The following is a 13,816-nucleotide window of genomic DNA, read 5'->3' as shown; positions in this document are numbered from 1 at the left end:
CCATGCAGTACCGCACGCTCGGCCGCACCGGTGTCCAGGTCAGCACGCTCGCGCTCGGCGCCATGAACTTCGGCGCCATCGGCCGCACCACCCAGGACGAGGCCACCGCCATCGTCGACGCGGCCCTGGAGGCCGGCGTCAACCTCATCGACACCGCCGACTTCTACGGCGAGGGCGAGTCCGAGGAGATGGTCGGCAAGGCCATCGCGGGCCGCCGCGACGACCTTGTCCTGGCCACCAAGGCCACCATGCCGATCGGGGAGGAGCGCAACCACCGGGGCAGCTCCCGCCGCTGGCTGCACAAGGCCCTGGACGACAGCCTGCGCCGCCTCGGCGTGGACCACGTCGACCTGTTCCAGATCCACCGCTGGGACCCCACCACCAGCGACGAGGAGACCCTGTCGGCCCTGACCGACCTCCAGCGCGCCGGGAAGATCCGCTACTTCGGCTCCTCCACCTTCCCCGCGTACCGCATCGTGCAGGCGCAGTGGGCCGCCCGCGAGCTGCGTCTGGGCCGGTACGTCACCGAGCAGCCCAGCTACTCGATCCTCCAGCGCGGCATCGAGGCGCACGTCCTTCCGGTGACCCAGGAGTACGGCCTCGGCGTGCTGGTGTGGAGCCCGCTCGCCTCGGGCTGGCTGTCCGGCGCGGTCCGCAAGGGCCGCGAGGTGGCCACGAGCCGCTCGAAGGTGCTGCCCGAGCGGTTCGACCTCTCGATCCCCTCCAACCAGGCCCGAAGCGAGGCCGTCGAGCGGCTGGCCGAGGTCGCCGACCAGGCCGGTCTGACCCTGATCCAGCTGGCCCTGGGATTCGTCAACGCGCACCCCGCCGTGACCGCCGCGCTCATCGGCCCCCGCACGCTCGACCATCTGCACTCCCAGCTCGCCGCCGCCGACACCGTGCTCTCCGCCGACGTCCTCGACGCGATCGACGAGATCGTCGCCCCCGGCACCGACCTGGCCCCGCAGGAGAAGTTCGACACGCCGCCCGCGCTGCTCGACGTGTCCCTGCGCCGCCGCTGACCGGGACGGACGGAACCTGATGTGCAGCACCCCCCGACCCAGCTTCGGGATCATGACCGCGCCTTCGCAGGTCGGTTACGACGACCTCGTCCGCGTCTGGCGCGAGGCGGACGAGGTCCCCGAGATCGAGCACGCCTGGCTGTTCGACCACCTCATGCCCATCTTCGGCGACCCCCAGGGGCCGGTCTTCGAGGGCTGGACGCTGCTCGCCGCCCTCGCGGCACAGACCGGGCGGCTCCGGCTCGGGGTGATGGTGACCAGCAACCGGTTCCGGGCGCCCGCGCATCTCGCCAAGATCGCGACGACGGTGGACGTCGTCTCCGGCGGGCGGCTGGACTTCGGCATCGGGGTCGGCTCACGGCCCCACCCCCCGGAGGCCCGGCGTGAGTACCCGGCCCACGGGCTGCCCTTCCTGGAGCCGGCCCGGGCGGTCGAGAGCCTCGCCGAGGCGTGCACGGTGATCCGCCGGCTGTGGACCGCGCAGGAGCCGTTCGACTTCCACGGCACCCATCACCGGCTGACCGGGGCGTTCGCCCGCCCCAGGCCCGTGCAGCGCCCGCATCCGCCGATCCTCGTCGGCGGCCGGTCGTCGGCGACGCTGCGCGTGGCCGCGGTCCACGCCGACGTGTGGAACGTCCCGGGCGGCGACATCGACGACGTGGTGCGGCGCAGCGCCCTGCTGGACCGGTACTGCGCCGACATCGGCCGCGACCCCGCGTCGATCGTCCGGTCGATCCACCTCCCGGTCGACACCGGCCGGCCCGACGCCGTACGGAACGCCGTGGGGGAGGCGCTGGAGGCGGGGTTCCGGCACGTCGTGCTCGGACTGCCGGCGCCGTTTCCCGAGGGCATCGCCCGGTGGGTGGCAAAGGAGGTGATCCGTCCGTCGGTGGGCTGAGCGCGGTCTGAACACCCCGCGCGTGCACGGGTATTGACGCGCCGCTCGGCCAGACCGTACCGTCCGCCCCATCCCTAATGTTTCGGATACGTTTTCGAAACATTCGAGAACGAGGACGGGAAAGGGAAGCCGCATGAGACCTCTTCGTTTCACCACCGTGGCCCTCGCCACCGCAGCACTCGCCCTGCCGCTCCTGGGCGGTTCGGCGTCCGCCGCCTCGCAGGCCGGTCCCAAGGCGCCGCCGCACTCCCACCCCGCGCCGGACCGGCTGCGCGCGGCCGCCCCCGAAGGTTTCGTGATCGGCTCGGCCGTGGCCGGCGGCGGCCACCACCTGGAGCAGGACTACCCGGACCCCTTCACGTACGACAAGGAGTACCGCAAGGTCCTGGGGCGGGAGTTCAGCTCGGTCTCGCCCGAGAACCAGATGAAGTGGGACTACATCCACCCCGAGCGCGACCGCTACGACTTCAAGCAGGCGGACGCGATCGTCGAGTTCGCCCGCAAGAACCACCAAGTGGTGCGCGGACACACGCTGTTGTGGCACAGCCAGAACCCCGGGTGGCTGGAGAACGGCGACTTCACCAAGGCGGAGCTGCGCGGCATCCTGCACGAGCACATCACCAAGGTGGTCGGCCGGTACAAGGGAAGGATCCAGCAGTGGGACGTGGCGAACGAGATCTTCGACGACCAGGGGAACCTGCGCACGCAGGAGAACATCTGGATCCGTGAGCTCGGTCCGGGGATCGTCGCGGACACGTTCCGCTGGGCGCACCAGGCCGACCCGAAGGCGAAGCTGTTCCTCAACGACTACAACGTCGAGAGCGTCAACGCGAAGAGCGACGCGTACTACGCGCTCGTGAAGGACCTGCGCGCGCAGCGGGTGCCGGTGCACGGCTTCTCCGTGCAGGGGCACCTGAGCACGCGCTACGGCTTCCCCGGCGACCTCGCCGACAACCTGCGCCGCTTCGACGCGCTCGGCCTGGAGACGGCGGTCACCGAACTGGACGTCCGCATGGACGTGCCGAAGGGCTCGCTCCCGACCCCGGCCCAGGAGAAGCAGCAGGCCGAGTACTACCAGCGGATGCTGCAGGCGTGCCTGGACGTCGACGGCTGCAACTCGTTCACCATCTGGGGCTTCACCGACAAGTACTCGTGGGTCCCGGTGTTCTTCGAGGGCGAGGGCTTCGCGACGGTCATGACGGACGACTTCGGCCGCAAGCCGGCGTACTACGCGCTGCGCGACACCCTGAAGGACGCCCGCCACGGCGACTGCGGGAAGGGCGGGCCGAAGGGGCCCGGGCACCGCGAGCACTGAGGCATCCCCGAACCACCGCCCCGGCCCGGTCGTCCGACACCGGCCCGGGGCGGTTCCACGTCCGCACTCCGTACACGTTGTCCAGATGGCGGACATTCGGGCCCGCCCCTTGGTATCCGCGTAACACAGGAGTAACACTGGAAGGGTTGGGCGACCCTTCGTATACGAAACCGGCGTACGAACGAGGCCGCCGACGTCCCGCGCGCGGCAACGGCGCCGAGCGCCCCCACCGGTGCCGTACCGGTGAAGCCGTGCCAGAAAGGGACCTGCCCCGTGACCTCCGTGTCCTCGCGACCCGACCCCAAGACCTCCCTCGACCGTCTGCGCGCCGAGGTGGAGCGCCGCAACCCCGCGGAGCCCGAGTTCCACCAGGCCGCCCGAGAGGTCCTGGAGACGCTCGCGCCCGTGCTCGCCGCGCGGCCCGAGTACGCGGAGCCGGGGCTCGTGGAGCGGCTGGTCGAGCCGGAGCGGCAGATCATGTTCCGCGTCCCGTGGCAGGACGACCAGGGCCGCGTCCACGTCAACCGCGGCTTCCGCGTCGAGTTCAACAGCGCCCTCGGCCCGTACAAGGGCGGTCTGCGCTTCCACCCCTCGGTGAACCTCGGCATCATCAAGTTCCTGGGCTTCGAGCAGATCTTCAAGAACGCGCTCACCGGGCTCGGTATCGGCGGCGGCAAGGGGGGCAGCGACTTCGACCCGCAGGGCCGCAGCGACGCCGAGGTCATGCGCTTCTGCCAGTCCTTCATGAGCGAGCTGTACCGGCACATCGGCGAGTACACCGACATCCCCGCCGGTGACATCGGCGTCGGCGCCCGGGAGATCGGCTACCTGTTCGGCCAGTACCGGCGCATCACCAACCGCTGGGAGGGCGGCGTCCTCACCGGCAAGAGCGCCGGCTGGGGCGGCTCGCTGATCCGCCCGGAGGCCACCGGGTACGGCAACGTGCTCTTCACCGAGGCCATGCTGCGCGCCCGCGGCGAGGACCTGGAGGGGCAGACCGCCGTCGTCTCCGGCTCCGGCAACGTGGCGATCTACACCATCCAGAAGCTGACCGCCCTTGGGGCCAACCCGGTCACCTGTTCCGACTCCAGCGGCTACGTCGTCGACGAGAAGGGCATCGACCTGGAGCTGCTGCGCCAGATCAAGGAGGTCGAGCGGGGCCGGGTGAGCGCGTACGCCGAACGCCGGGGCGCCTCCGCGCGGTTCGTGCCGGACGGCCGCGTCTGGGAGGTCCCGGCGGACGTCGCCCTGCCGTCGGCCACACAGAACGAGCTGAACGCCGTCGACGCCGACGCCCTGATCCGCAACGGCGTGAAGGCGGTCTCCGAGGGCGCGAACATGCCCACCACGCCGGAGGCCGTGCAGCTGTTCCAGCGGGCCGGGGTGGCCTTCGGCCCCGGCAAGGCGGCCAACGCCGGCGGGGTCGCGGTCAGCGCGCTGGAGATGACGCAGAACGCCTCGCGCACGTCGTGGAAGGCCGACCAGGTCGAGCGCGAGCTGGCCCGCATCATGACCGACATCCACACCACCTGCGCCGAGACGGCCGAGCGCTACGGCGCCCCGGGCGACTACGTGACCGGCGCCAACATCGCCGGATTCGAGCGGGTGGCGGACGCGATGCTGGCCCAGGGCGTCATCTGACGCACCGGGGAGGCGCGCGCACGGCGGCCCAGGGTTTGACCTGCGTCACGCTCGGGGTATTCTCTCCGGCTCGATTGGCCAGGCCCCTGCCCCGTATGGCAGACTAGCGGGGTTGCTCGGTCGAGTGTTGATGCTGCGCGCCTCCCGCCGGGAGGACCGGAAGCGAGTCCCACAGTACTCGTCGCCCTAACTGCCGAAAGGCAGCGCTGGGGCGGACGTACGGGAATCTTCCGGGAAGTGTCGGCGCGGCACCGACCAGGCACCCGGTGGGCCTCCTAGCTCCCGGCTTGCGGTTCCGGAAGGGCCGTGTTCCCACGCAGGGATGTTCGAACAAGGGACATCTGTGTCAGCGGGAGCGCGACACGCCCGACCGCGTGGGTCGGAGGAGGTCAAGGGAACACCGGGTTCCAGAGCGTATGAGAGACAGGACTACTGAGTAGCCATGGCGGGACAGAAGATCCGCATCCGGCTCAAGGCCTACGACCACGAGGTCATCGACTCTTCGGCGAAGAAGATCGTCGAGACGGTGACTCGCACTGGTGCGTCGGTCGCGGGCCCGGTGCCGCTGCCCACTGAGAAGAACGTGTACTGCGTCATCAAGTCGCCGCACAAGTACAAGGACTCGCGCGAGCACTTCGAGATGCGCACGCACAAGCGCCTGATCGACATCCTCGACCCGACCCCCAAGACCGTTGACTCTCTGATGCGACTCGACCTCCCGGCCGGTGTCGACATCGAGATCAAGCTCTGAGGCCGGTGATCTGAACGATGGCTAAGCAGATCAAGGGCATCCTGGGCGAGAAGCTCGGCATGACGCAGGTGTGGGACGCGAACAACCGCGTCGTCCCGGTCACCGTCGTCAAGGCGGGCCCCAACGTCGTCACCCAGGTCCGTACGAACGACGTCGACGGCTACGAGTCGGTCCAGATCGCCTTCGGCGAGATCGACCCGCGCAAGGTGAACAAGCCCCTCAAGGGCCACTTCGCCAAGGCCGACGTCACCCCCCGTCGCCACCTCGTCGAGATCCGCACCGCTGACGCCTCCGAGTACACGCTCGGCCAGGAAGTCACGGCCGAGGTCTTCGAGGCCGGCGTGAAGGTCGACGTCACCGGCAAGAGCAAGGGCAAGGGCTTCGCCGGTGTCATGAAGCGTCACAACTTCAAGGGCCTCGGCGCCGGTCACGGCACCCAGCGCAAGCACCGCTCGCCCGGTTCCATCGGTGGCTGCGCCACCCCGGGCCGTGTGTTCAAGGGCCTCCGCATGGCGGGTCGCATGGGCAACGAGCGGGTCACCACCCAGAACCTGACCGTCCACGCCGTTGACGCGGAGAAGGGTCTGCTGCTCATCAAGGGCGCGGTTCCCGGTCCGAACGGCGGCCTCGTCCTGGTCCGCACCGCGGCCAAGGGGGCCTGAGGTAACCGATGAGCACTGTTGACATCCTTTCGCCTGCTGGCGACAAGGCCGGTTCCGTCGAGCTCCCCGCGGAGATCTTCGGCGTAGAGAAGATCAGCGTTCCGCTGCTCCACCAGGTCGTCGTCGCCCAGCTGGCCGCTGCCCGTCAGGGCACGCACAAGACCAAGACCCGTGGCGAGGTCCGTGGTGGCGGCAAGAAGCCGTACCGCCAGAAGGGCACCGGTCGCGCCCGTCAGGGTTCGACCCGCGCGCCGCAGTTCGCCGGTGGTGGCGTCGTGCACGGTCCCGTGCCGCGTGACTACTCGCAGCGGACCCCGAAGAAGATGAAGGCCGCGGCCCTGCGCCACGCCCTCACCGACCGGGCCCGCAACAACCGCATCCACGTCGTCTCCGGCGTGATCGAGGGCGACAACCCGTCCACGAAGGCCGCCAAGAGCCTGTTCGGCAAGATCTCGGAGCGCAAGAACCTGCTCCTGGTCGTCGAGCGCGCCGACGAGGCCGCGTGGCTGTCCGCCCGCAACCTGCCCCAGGTCCACATCCTGGAGCCGGGCCAGCTGAACACGTACGACGTTCTCGTCTCGGACGACGTGGTCTTCACCCAGGCCGCGTTCGAGTCCTTCGTGTCGGGCCCGAAGGCCGATGACACCGAAGGGAGCGAGGCCTGATGGCTATCCGTCACCCCGCTATTGCCTCCAAGGCCGCGAAGAAGGCCAAGGCCGCTCGCGTCGCCAAGGCGCGCCGCCACGCCGCCGAGGGCAAGAACACCGTCGTCACTCCGGCGAGCAAGGCGTACACGGACCCCCGTGACGTCCTGCTGAAGCCGGTCGTGTCGGAGAAGAGCTACGCGCTCCTCGACGAGAACAAGTACACGTTCATCGTCGACCCGAACGCCAACAAGACCCAGATCAAGCAGGCCGTCCAGGCGGTCTTCGACGTCAAGGTCACTGGGGTCAACACGATCAACCGCGCCGGCAAGCGCAAGCGGACCCGCACCGGGTTCGGCCAGCGTGCCGCCACCAAGCGCGCGATCGTGACCCTCGCCGAGGGCGACCGTATCGACATCTTCGGCGGTCCGACCGCGTAAGCGGGTCGGATCGTCCGATATCGGACGAGGACTGAGAAATGGGAATCCGCAAGTACAAGCCGACTACGCCGGGCCGTCGTGGCTCCAGCGTCGCCGACTTCGTCGAGGTCACGCGGTCCACGCCGGAGAAGTCGCTGGTCCGCCCCCTGCACAGCAAGGGCGGCCGTAACAACGCCGGTCGTGTGACCGTTCGCCACCAGGGTGGCGGACACAAGCGCGCCTACCGCGTGATCGACTTCCGTCGTCACGACAAGGACGGCGTGCCGGCGAAGGTCGCGCACATCGAGTACGACCCCAACCGCACCGCGCGCATCGCGCTGCTGCACTACGCCGACGGCGAGAAGCGCTACATCCTCGCCCCGCGCAACCTGCAGCAGGGTGACCGCGTCGAGAACGGTCCCGGGGCCGACATCAAGCCGGGCAACAACCTGGCCCTCCGCAACATCCCGGTCGGTACCACGATCCACGCGATCGAGCTCCGTCCCGGTGGCGGCGCCAAGTTCGCCCGCTCCGCCGGTGCCTCCGTGCAGCTGCTCGCGAAGGAGGGCCAGATGGCCCACCTCCGCATGCCGTCCGGTGAGATCCGCCTGGTCGACGTGCGCTGCCGCGCCACCGTCGGCGAGGTCGGCAACGCCGAGCAGAGCAACATCAACTGGGGCAAGGCCGGCCGCAAGCGCTGGCTGGGCGTCCGCCCGACCGTTCGCGGTGTGGCGATGAACCCGGTTGACCACCCGCACGGTGGTGGTGAGGGCAAGACCTCCGGTGGTCGCCACCCGGTCTCCCCGTGGGGTCAGAAGGAAGGTCGTACTCGTGCTCCCAAGAAGGCGAGCAACAAGTACATCGTCCGCCGCCGCAAGACGAACAAGAAGCGCTAGGAGCGGGTTTAGATGCCGCGCAGTCTCAAGAAGGGGCCCTTCGTCGACGACCACCTGATCAAGAAGGTGGAAGCCCAGAACGAAGCCGGCACCAAGAACGTCATCAAGACCTGGTCCCGTCGCTCCATGATCGTGCCGGCCATGCTCGGCCACACGCTCGCGGTGCACAACGGCAAGACCCACATCCCGGTGTTCGTCACCGAGTCGATGGTCGGCCACAAGCTCGGCGAGTTCTCGCCGACGCGCACCTTCCGGGGCCACGTCAAGGACGACCGGAAGTCGAAGCGCCGCTAGTAGCGGATCGCATTCAGACACGTAAGAAACTGAAGGGACAACCATGGAAGCCAGGGCCCAGGCGCGGTACATCCGCGTCACGCCCATGAAGGCCCGCCGCGTGGTGGACCTCATCCGTGGCATGGACGCCACGGAGGCCCAGGCTGTTCTGCGATTCGCTCCGCAGGCAGCCTCCGTGCCGGTCGGCAAGGTGCTCGACAGCGCCATCGCCAACGCCGCGCACAACTACGACCACACGGACGCCTCCTCGCTGTTCATCAGCGAGGCGTACGTCGACGAGGGCCCGACCCTGAAGCGGTTCCGGCCGCGCGCCCAGGGCCGTGCCTACCGGATCCGCAAGCGGACCAGCCACATCACCGTGGTCGTCGCCAGCAAGGAAGGAACCCGGTAATGGGCCAGAAGGTTAACCCGCATGGGTTCCGGCTCGGTGTCACCACGGACTTCAAGTCCCGGTGGTACGCCGACAAGCTGTACAAGGACTACGTCAAGGAAGACGTCGCCATCCGTCGGATGATGACGTCCGGCATGGAGCGCGCCGGCATCTCGAAGGTGGAGATCGAGCGCACCCGTGACCGCGTCCGTGTGGACATCCACACCGCTCGCCCGGGCATCGTCATCGGCCGCCGCGGCGCCGAGGCCGACCGCATCCGCGGTGACCTGGAGAAGCTGACCGGCAAGCAGGTCCAGCTGAACATCCTCGAGGTCAAGAACCCGGAGACGGACGCTCAGCTGGTGGCCCAGGCCGTCGCCGAGCAGCTCTCCTCCCGCGTCTCCTTCCGCCGTGCCATGCGCAAGAGCATGCAGTCGGCGATGAAGGCCGGCGCCAAGGGCATCAAGATCCAGTGCGGTGGCCGCCTCGGTGGCGCCGAGATGTCCCGCTCGGAGTTCTACCGCGAGGGCCGCGTGCCCCTGCACACGCTCCGCGCGAACGTGGACTACGGCTTCTTCGAGGCCAAGACGACCTTCGGCCGCATCGGCGTGAAGGTCTGGATCTACAAGGGCGACGTCAAGAACATCGCCGAGGTCCGCGCCGAGAACGCCGCTGCCCGTGCGGGTAACCGCCCGGCGCGCGGCGGTGCCGACCGCCCGGCCCGTGGTGGCCGCGGTGGCGAGCGGCGCGGTCGTAAGCCGCAGCAGGCTGCCGGTTCCGAGGCCCCCAAGGCCGAGGCTCCCGCCGCCGCTCCGGCTGAGAGCACCGGAACGGAGGCCTGACCGTCATGCTGATCCCCCGTAGGGTCAAGCACCGCAAGCAGCACCACCCGAAGCGCAACGGTATGTCCAAGGGTGGAACGCAGGTTGCGTTCGGCGAGTACGGCATCCAGGCGCTGACCCCGGCCTACGTGACGAACCGCCAGATCGAGGCGGCCCGTATCGCGATGACCCGCCACATCAAGCGTGGCGGCAAGGTCTGGATCAACATCTACCCGGACCGTCCCCTCACCAAGAAGCCGGCCGAGACCCGCATGGGTTCCGGTAAGGGTTCGCCGGAGTGGTGGATCGCCAACGTCAAGCCCGGACGCGTCATGTTCGAGCTGTCGTACCCCAACGAGAAGATCGCCCGTGAGGCCCTGACTCGCGCAGCCCACAAGCTGCCGATGAAGTGCCGGATCGTCAAGCGCGAGGCAGGTGAAGCGTGATGTCGGCCGGTACCAAGGCGTCCGAGCTGCGCGAGCTGGGCAACGAGGAGCTTCTGGCGAAGCTCCGCGAGGCCAAGGAAGAGCTGTTCAACCTCCGCTTCCAGGCGGCCACGGGTCAGCTCGAGAACCACGGTCGGCTGAAGGCCGTCCGCAAGGACATCGCGCGGATCTACACCCTGATGCGCGAGCGTGAGCTGGGCATCGAAACGGTGGAGAACGCATGAGCGAGAGCAACGTGACTGAGAACAAGGAAGCTCGCGGTTTCCGCAAGACCCGTGAGGGTCTGGTCGTCAGCGACAAGATGGACAAGACCGTCGTCGTCGCCGTCGAGGACCGCGTCAAGCACGCGCTGTACGGCAAGGTCATCCGCCGTACCAACAAGCTCAAGGCGCACGACGAGCAGAACGCCGCGGGTGTCGGCGACCGCGTCCTCCTCATGGAGACCCGGCCGCTGTCCGCGACGAAGCGCTGGCGCGTCGTCGAGATCCTCGAGAAGGCCAAGTAATTCCTGCGGGGAACATCCCGCAGGTCAGTTCCGCCAGGCTCGGCAGGGGTGCTCGTCCTGAGCCCCCTGCCGGGAACCGGCAGACAAACAGGAGATAGACGTGATCCAGCAGGAGTCGCGACTGCGTGTCGCCGACAACACTGGTGCGAAGGAGATCCTTTGCATCCGTGTGCTCGGTGGCTCCGGTCGCCGCTACGCGGGCATCGGTGACGTCATCGTCGCCACCGTCAAGGACGCGATCCCCGGTGGCAACGTGAAGAAGGGTGACGTCGTCAAGGCGGTCATCGTTCGCACCGTCAAGGAGCGCCGCCGTCCGGACGGCTCGTACATCCGCTTCGACGAGAACGCCGCCGTCATTCTGAAGAACGACGGCGACCCTCGCGGCACCCGTATCTTCGGCCCCGTCGGCCGTGAGCTGCGCGAGAAGAAGTTCATGAAGATCATCTCGCTCGCGCCGGAGGTGCTGTAAGCATGAAGATCAAGAAGGGCGACCTGGTCCAGGTCATCACCGGTAAGGACAAGGGCAAGCAGGGCAAGGTCATCGCGGCCTTCCCCCGCGAGGACCGTGTCCTGGTCGAGGGTGTCAACCGGGTCAAGAAGCACACCAAGGCCGGCCCGACCGCCAGCGGTTCGCAGGCCGGCGGCATCGTCACGACCGAGGCCCCGATCCACGTCTCCAACGTCCAGCTGGTCGTGGAGAAGGACGGCAACAAGGTCGTCACGCGTGTCGGTTACCGCTTCGACGACGAGGGCAACAAGATCCGCGTTGCCAAGCGGACGGGTGAGGACATCTGATGGCTACCACCACCACTCCGCGTCTCAAGACGAAGTACCGCGAGGAGATCGCGGGCAAGCTGCGTGACGAGTTCAAGTACGAGAACGTCATGCAGATCCCCGGCCTCGTGAAGATCGTGGTCAACATGGGTGTCGGCGACGCCGCCCGTGACTCGAAGCTGATCGAGGGCGCGATCCGCGACCTGACCACCATCACCGGTCAGAAGCCGGCCGTCACCAAGGCCCGCAAGTCCATCGCGCAGTTCAAGCTGCGTGAGGGCCAGCCGATCGGTGCCCACGTCACGCTCCGTGGCGACCGCATGTGGGAGTTCCTGGACCGCACCCTGTCGCTCGCGCTGCCGCGCATCCGCGACTTCCGCGGTCTGTCCCCCAAGCAGTTCGACGGCCGTGGCAACTACACCTTCGGTCTCACGGAGCAGGTCATGTTCCACGAGATCGACCAGGACAAGATCGACCGCGTCCGGGGTATGGACATCACCGTGGTCACCACGGCGACCAACGACGCTGAGGGCCGCGCGCTCCTTCGTCACCTCGGCTTCCCCTTCAAGGAGGCGTGAGCGAGATGGCGAAGAAGGCTCTGATCGCTAAGGCTGCTCGCAAGCCCAAGTTCGGTGTGCGTGGCTACACCCGCTGCCAGCGCTGCGGCCGTCCGCACTCCGTGTACCGCAAGTTCGGCCTGTGCCGCGTGTGCCTTCGTGAGATGGCTCACCGTGGCGAGCTGCCGGGCGTGACCAAGAGCTCCTGGTAATCCCCGCTTTCAGGGATAACCAAGGCTCTCGGTAAGCAGACAGGGCGGCAGGACGCCCAGCCCGCATGCCTTAGGCTTGTGGGGTTGGGCGTCTGTCGCCGCCCGTACGACTTACTACGCCGTAGGTCCACCGCGCCGCACCCGTCCCGTCTCGGATCGGGGAGAGGGATGGCGCACCAGGAAACCCCGGCGAGAGAGGCCGAAGGCCAATTCATGACCATGACTGATCCGATCGCAGACATGCTTACGCGTCTGCGGAACGCGAACTCGGCGTACCACGACACCGTGGCGATGCCGCACTCGAAGATCAAGTCGCACATCGCGGAGATCCTCCAGCAGGAGGGCTTCATCACGGGCTGGAAGGTCGAGGACGCCGAGGTCGGCAAGAGCCTCGTTCTCGAGCTGAAGTTCGGCCCGAACCGTGAGCGCTCCATCGCGGGCATCAAGCGGATCTCCAAGCCCGGTCTCCGGGTGTACGCGAAGTCCACCAACCTGCCGAAGGTGCTCGGCGGCCTGGGCGTGGCCATCATCTCCACGTCCCACGGTCTCCTCACCGACAAGCAGGCCGGCAAGAAGGGCGTGGGTGGGGAAGTCCTCGCCTACGTCTGGTAGCAGAAGGGAACGGAGGAAACAGCTATGTCGCGCATCGGCAAGCTCCCCATCGCGGTTCCCGCCGGCGTGGACGTCACCATCGACGGCCGTACGGTCAAGGTCAAGGGCCCCAAGGGCGAGCTGACCCACACCGTCTCGGCGCCGATCGAGGTCGCCAAGGGCGAAGACGGCACCCTGTCGGTGACCCGCCCGAACGACGAGCGTCAGAACAAGGCCCTCCACGGCCTGTCCCGCACGCTGGTGGCGAACATGATCACCGGCGTGACCCAGGGTTACGTGAAGAAGCTCGAGATCAGCGGTGTCGGTTACCGCGTGACCGCCAAGGGTTCGAACCTCGAGTTCGCGCTCGGTTACAGCCACCCCATCACGGTCGAGGCCCCCGAAGGCATCACCTTCAAGGTCGAGGCGCCCACGCGTTTCTCGGTCGAGGGCATCGACAAGCAGAAGGTCGGCGAGGTCGCGGCCAACATCCGCAAGCTGCGCAAGCCCGACCCGTACAAGGCCAAGGGCGTCAAGTACGAGGGCGAAGTCATCCGCCGCAAGGTCGGAAAGGCGGGTAAGTAAGCCATGGCATACGGACAGAAGATCCTCAAGGGCGACGCCTACAAGCGCGCCGCGATCAAGCGCCGCCACATCCGGATCCGTAAGCACATCAACGGAACGGCGGAGCGTCCGCGTCTGGTCGTTACCCGCTCGAACCGCCACATCGTGGCCCAGGTGATCGACGACATCAAGGGTCACACCCTGGCGTCCGCGTCCACCCTGGACACCTCGATCCGCGGTGGCGAGGGCGACAAGTCCGCGCAGGCCAAGCAGGTCGGCGCCCTGGTCGCCGAGCGCGCCAAGGCCGCCGGTGTCGAGGCTGTCGTGTTCGACCGTGGTGGCAACCAGTACGCCGGGCGCATCGCCGCCCTGGCGGACGCCGCCCGCGAAGCCGGGCTCAAGTTCTGAGCCTGCCGTAGCTAGCGGAAACAGAG

General features: G+C 68.1%; 22 protein-coding genes. All 22 read left to right on the top strand.

Features of this window, described 5'->3' with window-relative positions; translation table 11 throughout:
* Window positions 1-2 precede the first annotated feature (2 nt).
* The 22 genes from ACFV46_RS03390 (at window position 3) to rplR (ending at window position 13,790) form a co-directional block, all read left to right on the top strand.
* Window positions 3-1,022, top strand: coding sequence for an aldo/keto reductase (locus ACFV46_RS03390; RefSeq protein ID WP_361925643.1), 1,020 nt, complete (start codon window positions 3-5; stop codon window positions 1,020-1,022).
* A gap of 19 nt (window positions 1,023-1,041) precedes the next feature.
* On the top strand, window positions 1,042-1,920 hold the full coding sequence (locus tag ACFV46_RS03385) for an LLM class flavin-dependent oxidoreductase (protein ID WP_361925645.1): 879 nt from the start codon (window positions 1,042-1,044) through the stop codon (window positions 1,918-1,920).
* 133 nt (window positions 1,921-2,053) lie between these two features.
* Window positions 2,054-3,235, top strand: coding sequence for an endo-1,4-beta-xylanase (locus ACFV46_RS03380; protein WP_385496858.1), 1,182 nt, complete (start codon window positions 2,054-2,056; stop codon window positions 3,233-3,235).
* A gap of 282 nt (window positions 3,236-3,517) precedes the next feature.
* Window positions 3,518-4,876: an NADP-specific glutamate dehydrogenase gene (gene gdhA / locus ACFV46_RS03375; protein ID WP_385496976.1), complete on the top strand. Its 1,359-nt coding sequence runs from the start codon at window positions 3,518-3,520 to the stop codon at window positions 4,874-4,876.
* A 442-nt stretch (window positions 4,877-5,318) separates the two neighbouring features.
* Complete coding sequence (gene rpsJ / locus ACFV46_RS03370) at window positions 5,319-5,627, top strand: 30S ribosomal protein S10 (RefSeq protein ID WP_003948644.1); 309 nt, start codon at window positions 5,319-5,321, stop codon at window positions 5,625-5,627.
* 17 nt (window positions 5,628-5,644) lie between these two features.
* Entirely contained in the window at window positions 5,645-6,289 is a 645-nt protein-coding gene (gene rplC, locus ACFV46_RS03365) for a 50S ribosomal protein L3 (protein ID WP_055622540.1), read from the top strand.
* A gap of 8 nt (window positions 6,290-6,297) precedes the next feature.
* A complete protein-coding gene (rplD, locus tag ACFV46_RS03360; protein ID WP_151785406.1) occupies window positions 6,298-6,954 on the top strand; it encodes a 50S ribosomal protein L4 in 657 nt (218 codons plus the stop codon).
* Window positions 6,954-7,373 carry a 50S ribosomal protein L23 gene (gene rplW / locus ACFV46_RS03355; protein ID WP_361925651.1) on the top strand — a complete coding sequence of 140 codons (420 nt, stop codon included), beginning with the start codon at window positions 6,954-6,956 and terminating at the stop codon, window positions 7,371-7,373. Before rplD ends, rplW begins: the two co-directional genes overlap by 1 nt.
* Window positions 7,374-7,411: 38 nt before the next feature.
* Window positions 7,412-8,248: a 50S ribosomal protein L2 gene (gene rplB / locus ACFV46_RS03350; RefSeq protein ID WP_055622537.1), complete on the top strand. Its 837-nt coding sequence runs from the start codon at window positions 7,412-7,414 to the stop codon at window positions 8,246-8,248.
* A 12-nt stretch (window positions 8,249-8,260) separates the two neighbouring features.
* Window positions 8,261-8,542 carry a 30S ribosomal protein S19 gene (rpsS, locus tag ACFV46_RS03345; protein ID WP_019753092.1) on the top strand — a complete coding sequence of 94 codons (282 nt, stop codon included), beginning with the start codon at window positions 8,261-8,263 and terminating at the stop codon, window positions 8,540-8,542.
* A 43-nt stretch (window positions 8,543-8,585) separates the two neighbouring features.
* Window positions 8,586-8,933, top strand: a complete 348-nt coding sequence (gene rplV / locus ACFV46_RS03340; RefSeq protein WP_003998827.1) for a 50S ribosomal protein L22 — start codon at window positions 8,586-8,588, stop codon at window positions 8,931-8,933.
* Entirely contained in the window at window positions 8,933-9,754 is an 822-nt protein-coding gene (gene rpsC, locus ACFV46_RS03335; RefSeq protein WP_015658463.1) for a 30S ribosomal protein S3, read from the top strand. Before rplV ends, rpsC begins: the two co-directional genes overlap by 1 nt.
* Before the next feature lie 5 nt (window positions 9,755-9,759).
* The gene (rplP, locus tag ACFV46_RS03330) at window positions 9,760-10,179 is read left to right on the top strand and encodes a 50S ribosomal protein L16 (RefSeq protein WP_009190136.1); all 420 of its coding nucleotides are present in this window, start codon (window positions 9,760-9,762) and stop codon (window positions 10,177-10,179) included.
* On the top strand, window positions 10,179-10,403 hold the full coding sequence (gene rpmC, locus ACFV46_RS03325) for a 50S ribosomal protein L29 (RefSeq protein ID WP_007494763.1): 225 nt from the start codon (window positions 10,179-10,181) through the stop codon (window positions 10,401-10,403). Before rplP ends, rpmC begins: the two co-directional genes overlap by 1 nt.
* Window positions 10,400-10,684 (top strand): 30S ribosomal protein S17, encoded by a 285-nt coding sequence (gene rpsQ / locus ACFV46_RS03320; protein WP_039656223.1) that lies wholly within the window; start codon window positions 10,400-10,402, stop codon window positions 10,682-10,684. Before rpmC ends, rpsQ begins: the two co-directional genes overlap by 4 nt.
* Window positions 10,685-10,784: 100 nt before the next feature.
* Window positions 10,785-11,153, top strand: coding sequence for a 50S ribosomal protein L14 (gene rplN / locus ACFV46_RS03315; protein WP_003998823.1), 369 nt, complete (start codon window positions 10,785-10,787; stop codon window positions 11,151-11,153).
* Window positions 11,154-11,155: 2 nt separating this feature from the next.
* Window positions 11,156-11,479, top strand: coding sequence for a 50S ribosomal protein L24 (gene rplX / locus ACFV46_RS03310; protein WP_033272457.1), 324 nt, complete (start codon window positions 11,156-11,158; stop codon window positions 11,477-11,479).
* Window positions 11,479-12,036 carry a 50S ribosomal protein L5 gene (rplE, locus tag ACFV46_RS03305; RefSeq protein ID WP_007494758.1) on the top strand — a complete coding sequence of 186 codons (558 nt, stop codon included), beginning with the start codon at window positions 11,479-11,481 and terminating at the stop codon, window positions 12,034-12,036. The genes rplX and rplE overlap by 1 nt, the downstream gene beginning before the upstream one ends.
* A gap of 5 nt (window positions 12,037-12,041) precedes the next feature.
* On the top strand, window positions 12,042-12,227 hold the full coding sequence (locus tag ACFV46_RS03300; RefSeq protein WP_003948630.1) for a type Z 30S ribosomal protein S14: 186 nt from the start codon (window positions 12,042-12,044) through the stop codon (window positions 12,225-12,227).
* A gap of 213 nt (window positions 12,228-12,440) precedes the next feature.
* Window positions 12,441-12,839, top strand: a complete 399-nt coding sequence (rpsH, locus tag ACFV46_RS03295; RefSeq protein ID WP_053759511.1) for a 30S ribosomal protein S8 — start codon at window positions 12,441-12,443, stop codon at window positions 12,837-12,839.
* A gap of 24 nt (window positions 12,840-12,863) precedes the next feature.
* Entirely contained in the window at window positions 12,864-13,403 is a 540-nt protein-coding gene (gene rplF, locus ACFV46_RS03290) for a 50S ribosomal protein L6 (protein WP_062664035.1), read from the top strand.
* A gap of 3 nt (window positions 13,404-13,406) precedes the next feature.
* Window positions 13,407-13,790 carry a 50S ribosomal protein L18 gene (gene rplR / locus ACFV46_RS03285; protein WP_007494754.1) on the top strand — a complete coding sequence of 128 codons (384 nt, stop codon included), beginning with the start codon at window positions 13,407-13,409 and terminating at the stop codon, window positions 13,788-13,790.
* Window positions 13,791-13,816: the final 26 nt, after the last annotated feature.

It is taken from the genome of Streptomyces sp. NPDC059852, from assembly GCF_042731455.1.
Lineage (GTDB): Bacteria > Actinomycetota > Actinomycetes > Streptomycetales > Streptomycetaceae > Streptomyces.
Note: the sequence above shows the minus strand (reverse complement) of the source record. Positions and strands in the feature narration are given on the sequence as shown.

Excerpts from the sequence above, each read along its gene's own strand:
- ACFV46_RS03390 (WP_361925643.1), top strand. The coding sequence starts at position 3 with ATGCAGTACCGCACGCTCGGCCGCACCGGTGTCCAGGTCAGCACGCTC.
- ACFV46_RS03385 (WP_361925645.1), top strand. The coding sequence starts at position 1,042 with ATGTGCAGCACCCCCCGACCCAGCTTCGGGATCATGACCGCGCCTTCG.
- ACFV46_RS03380 (WP_385496858.1), top strand. The coding sequence starts at position 2,054 with ATGAGACCTCTTCGTTTCACCACCGTGGCCCTCGCCACCGCAGCACTC.
- rpsJ (WP_003948644.1), top strand. The coding sequence starts at position 5,319 with ATGGCGGGACAGAAGATCCGCATCCGGCTCAAGGCCTACGACCACGAG.
- rplC (WP_055622540.1), top strand. The coding sequence starts at position 5,645 with ATGGCTAAGCAGATCAAGGGCATCCTGGGCGAGAAGCTCGGCATGACG.
- rplD (WP_151785406.1), top strand. The coding sequence starts at position 6,298 with ATGAGCACTGTTGACATCCTTTCGCCTGCTGGCGACAAGGCCGGTTCC.
- rplW (WP_361925651.1), top strand. The coding sequence starts at position 6,954 with ATGGCTATCCGTCACCCCGCTATTGCCTCCAAGGCCGCGAAGAAGGCC.
- rplB (WP_055622537.1), top strand. The coding sequence starts at position 7,412 with ATGGGAATCCGCAAGTACAAGCCGACTACGCCGGGCCGTCGTGGCTCC.
- rpsS (WP_019753092.1), top strand. The coding sequence starts at position 8,261 with ATGCCGCGCAGTCTCAAGAAGGGGCCCTTCGTCGACGACCACCTGATC.
- rplV (WP_003998827.1), top strand. The coding sequence starts at position 8,586 with ATGGAAGCCAGGGCCCAGGCGCGGTACATCCGCGTCACGCCCATGAAG.
- rpsC (WP_015658463.1), top strand. The coding sequence starts at position 8,933 with ATGGGCCAGAAGGTTAACCCGCATGGGTTCCGGCTCGGTGTCACCACG.
- rplP (WP_009190136.1), top strand. The coding sequence starts at position 9,760 with ATGCTGATCCCCCGTAGGGTCAAGCACCGCAAGCAGCACCACCCGAAG.
- rpmC (WP_007494763.1), top strand. The coding sequence starts at position 10,179 with ATGTCGGCCGGTACCAAGGCGTCCGAGCTGCGCGAGCTGGGCAACGAG.
- rpsQ (WP_039656223.1), top strand. The coding sequence starts at position 10,400 with ATGAGCGAGAGCAACGTGACTGAGAACAAGGAAGCTCGCGGTTTCCGC.
- rplX (WP_033272457.1), top strand. The coding sequence starts at position 11,156 with ATGAAGATCAAGAAGGGCGACCTGGTCCAGGTCATCACCGGTAAGGAC.
- rplE (WP_007494758.1), top strand. The coding sequence starts at position 11,479 with ATGGCTACCACCACCACTCCGCGTCTCAAGACGAAGTACCGCGAGGAG.
- ACFV46_RS03300 (WP_003948630.1), top strand. The coding sequence starts at position 12,042 with ATGGCGAAGAAGGCTCTGATCGCTAAGGCTGCTCGCAAGCCCAAGTTC.
- rpsH (WP_053759511.1), top strand. The coding sequence starts at position 12,441 with ATGACCATGACTGATCCGATCGCAGACATGCTTACGCGTCTGCGGAAC.
- rplF (WP_062664035.1), top strand. The coding sequence starts at position 12,864 with ATGTCGCGCATCGGCAAGCTCCCCATCGCGGTTCCCGCCGGCGTGGAC.
- rplR (WP_007494754.1), top strand. The coding sequence starts at position 13,407 with ATGGCATACGGACAGAAGATCCTCAAGGGCGACGCCTACAAGCGCGCC.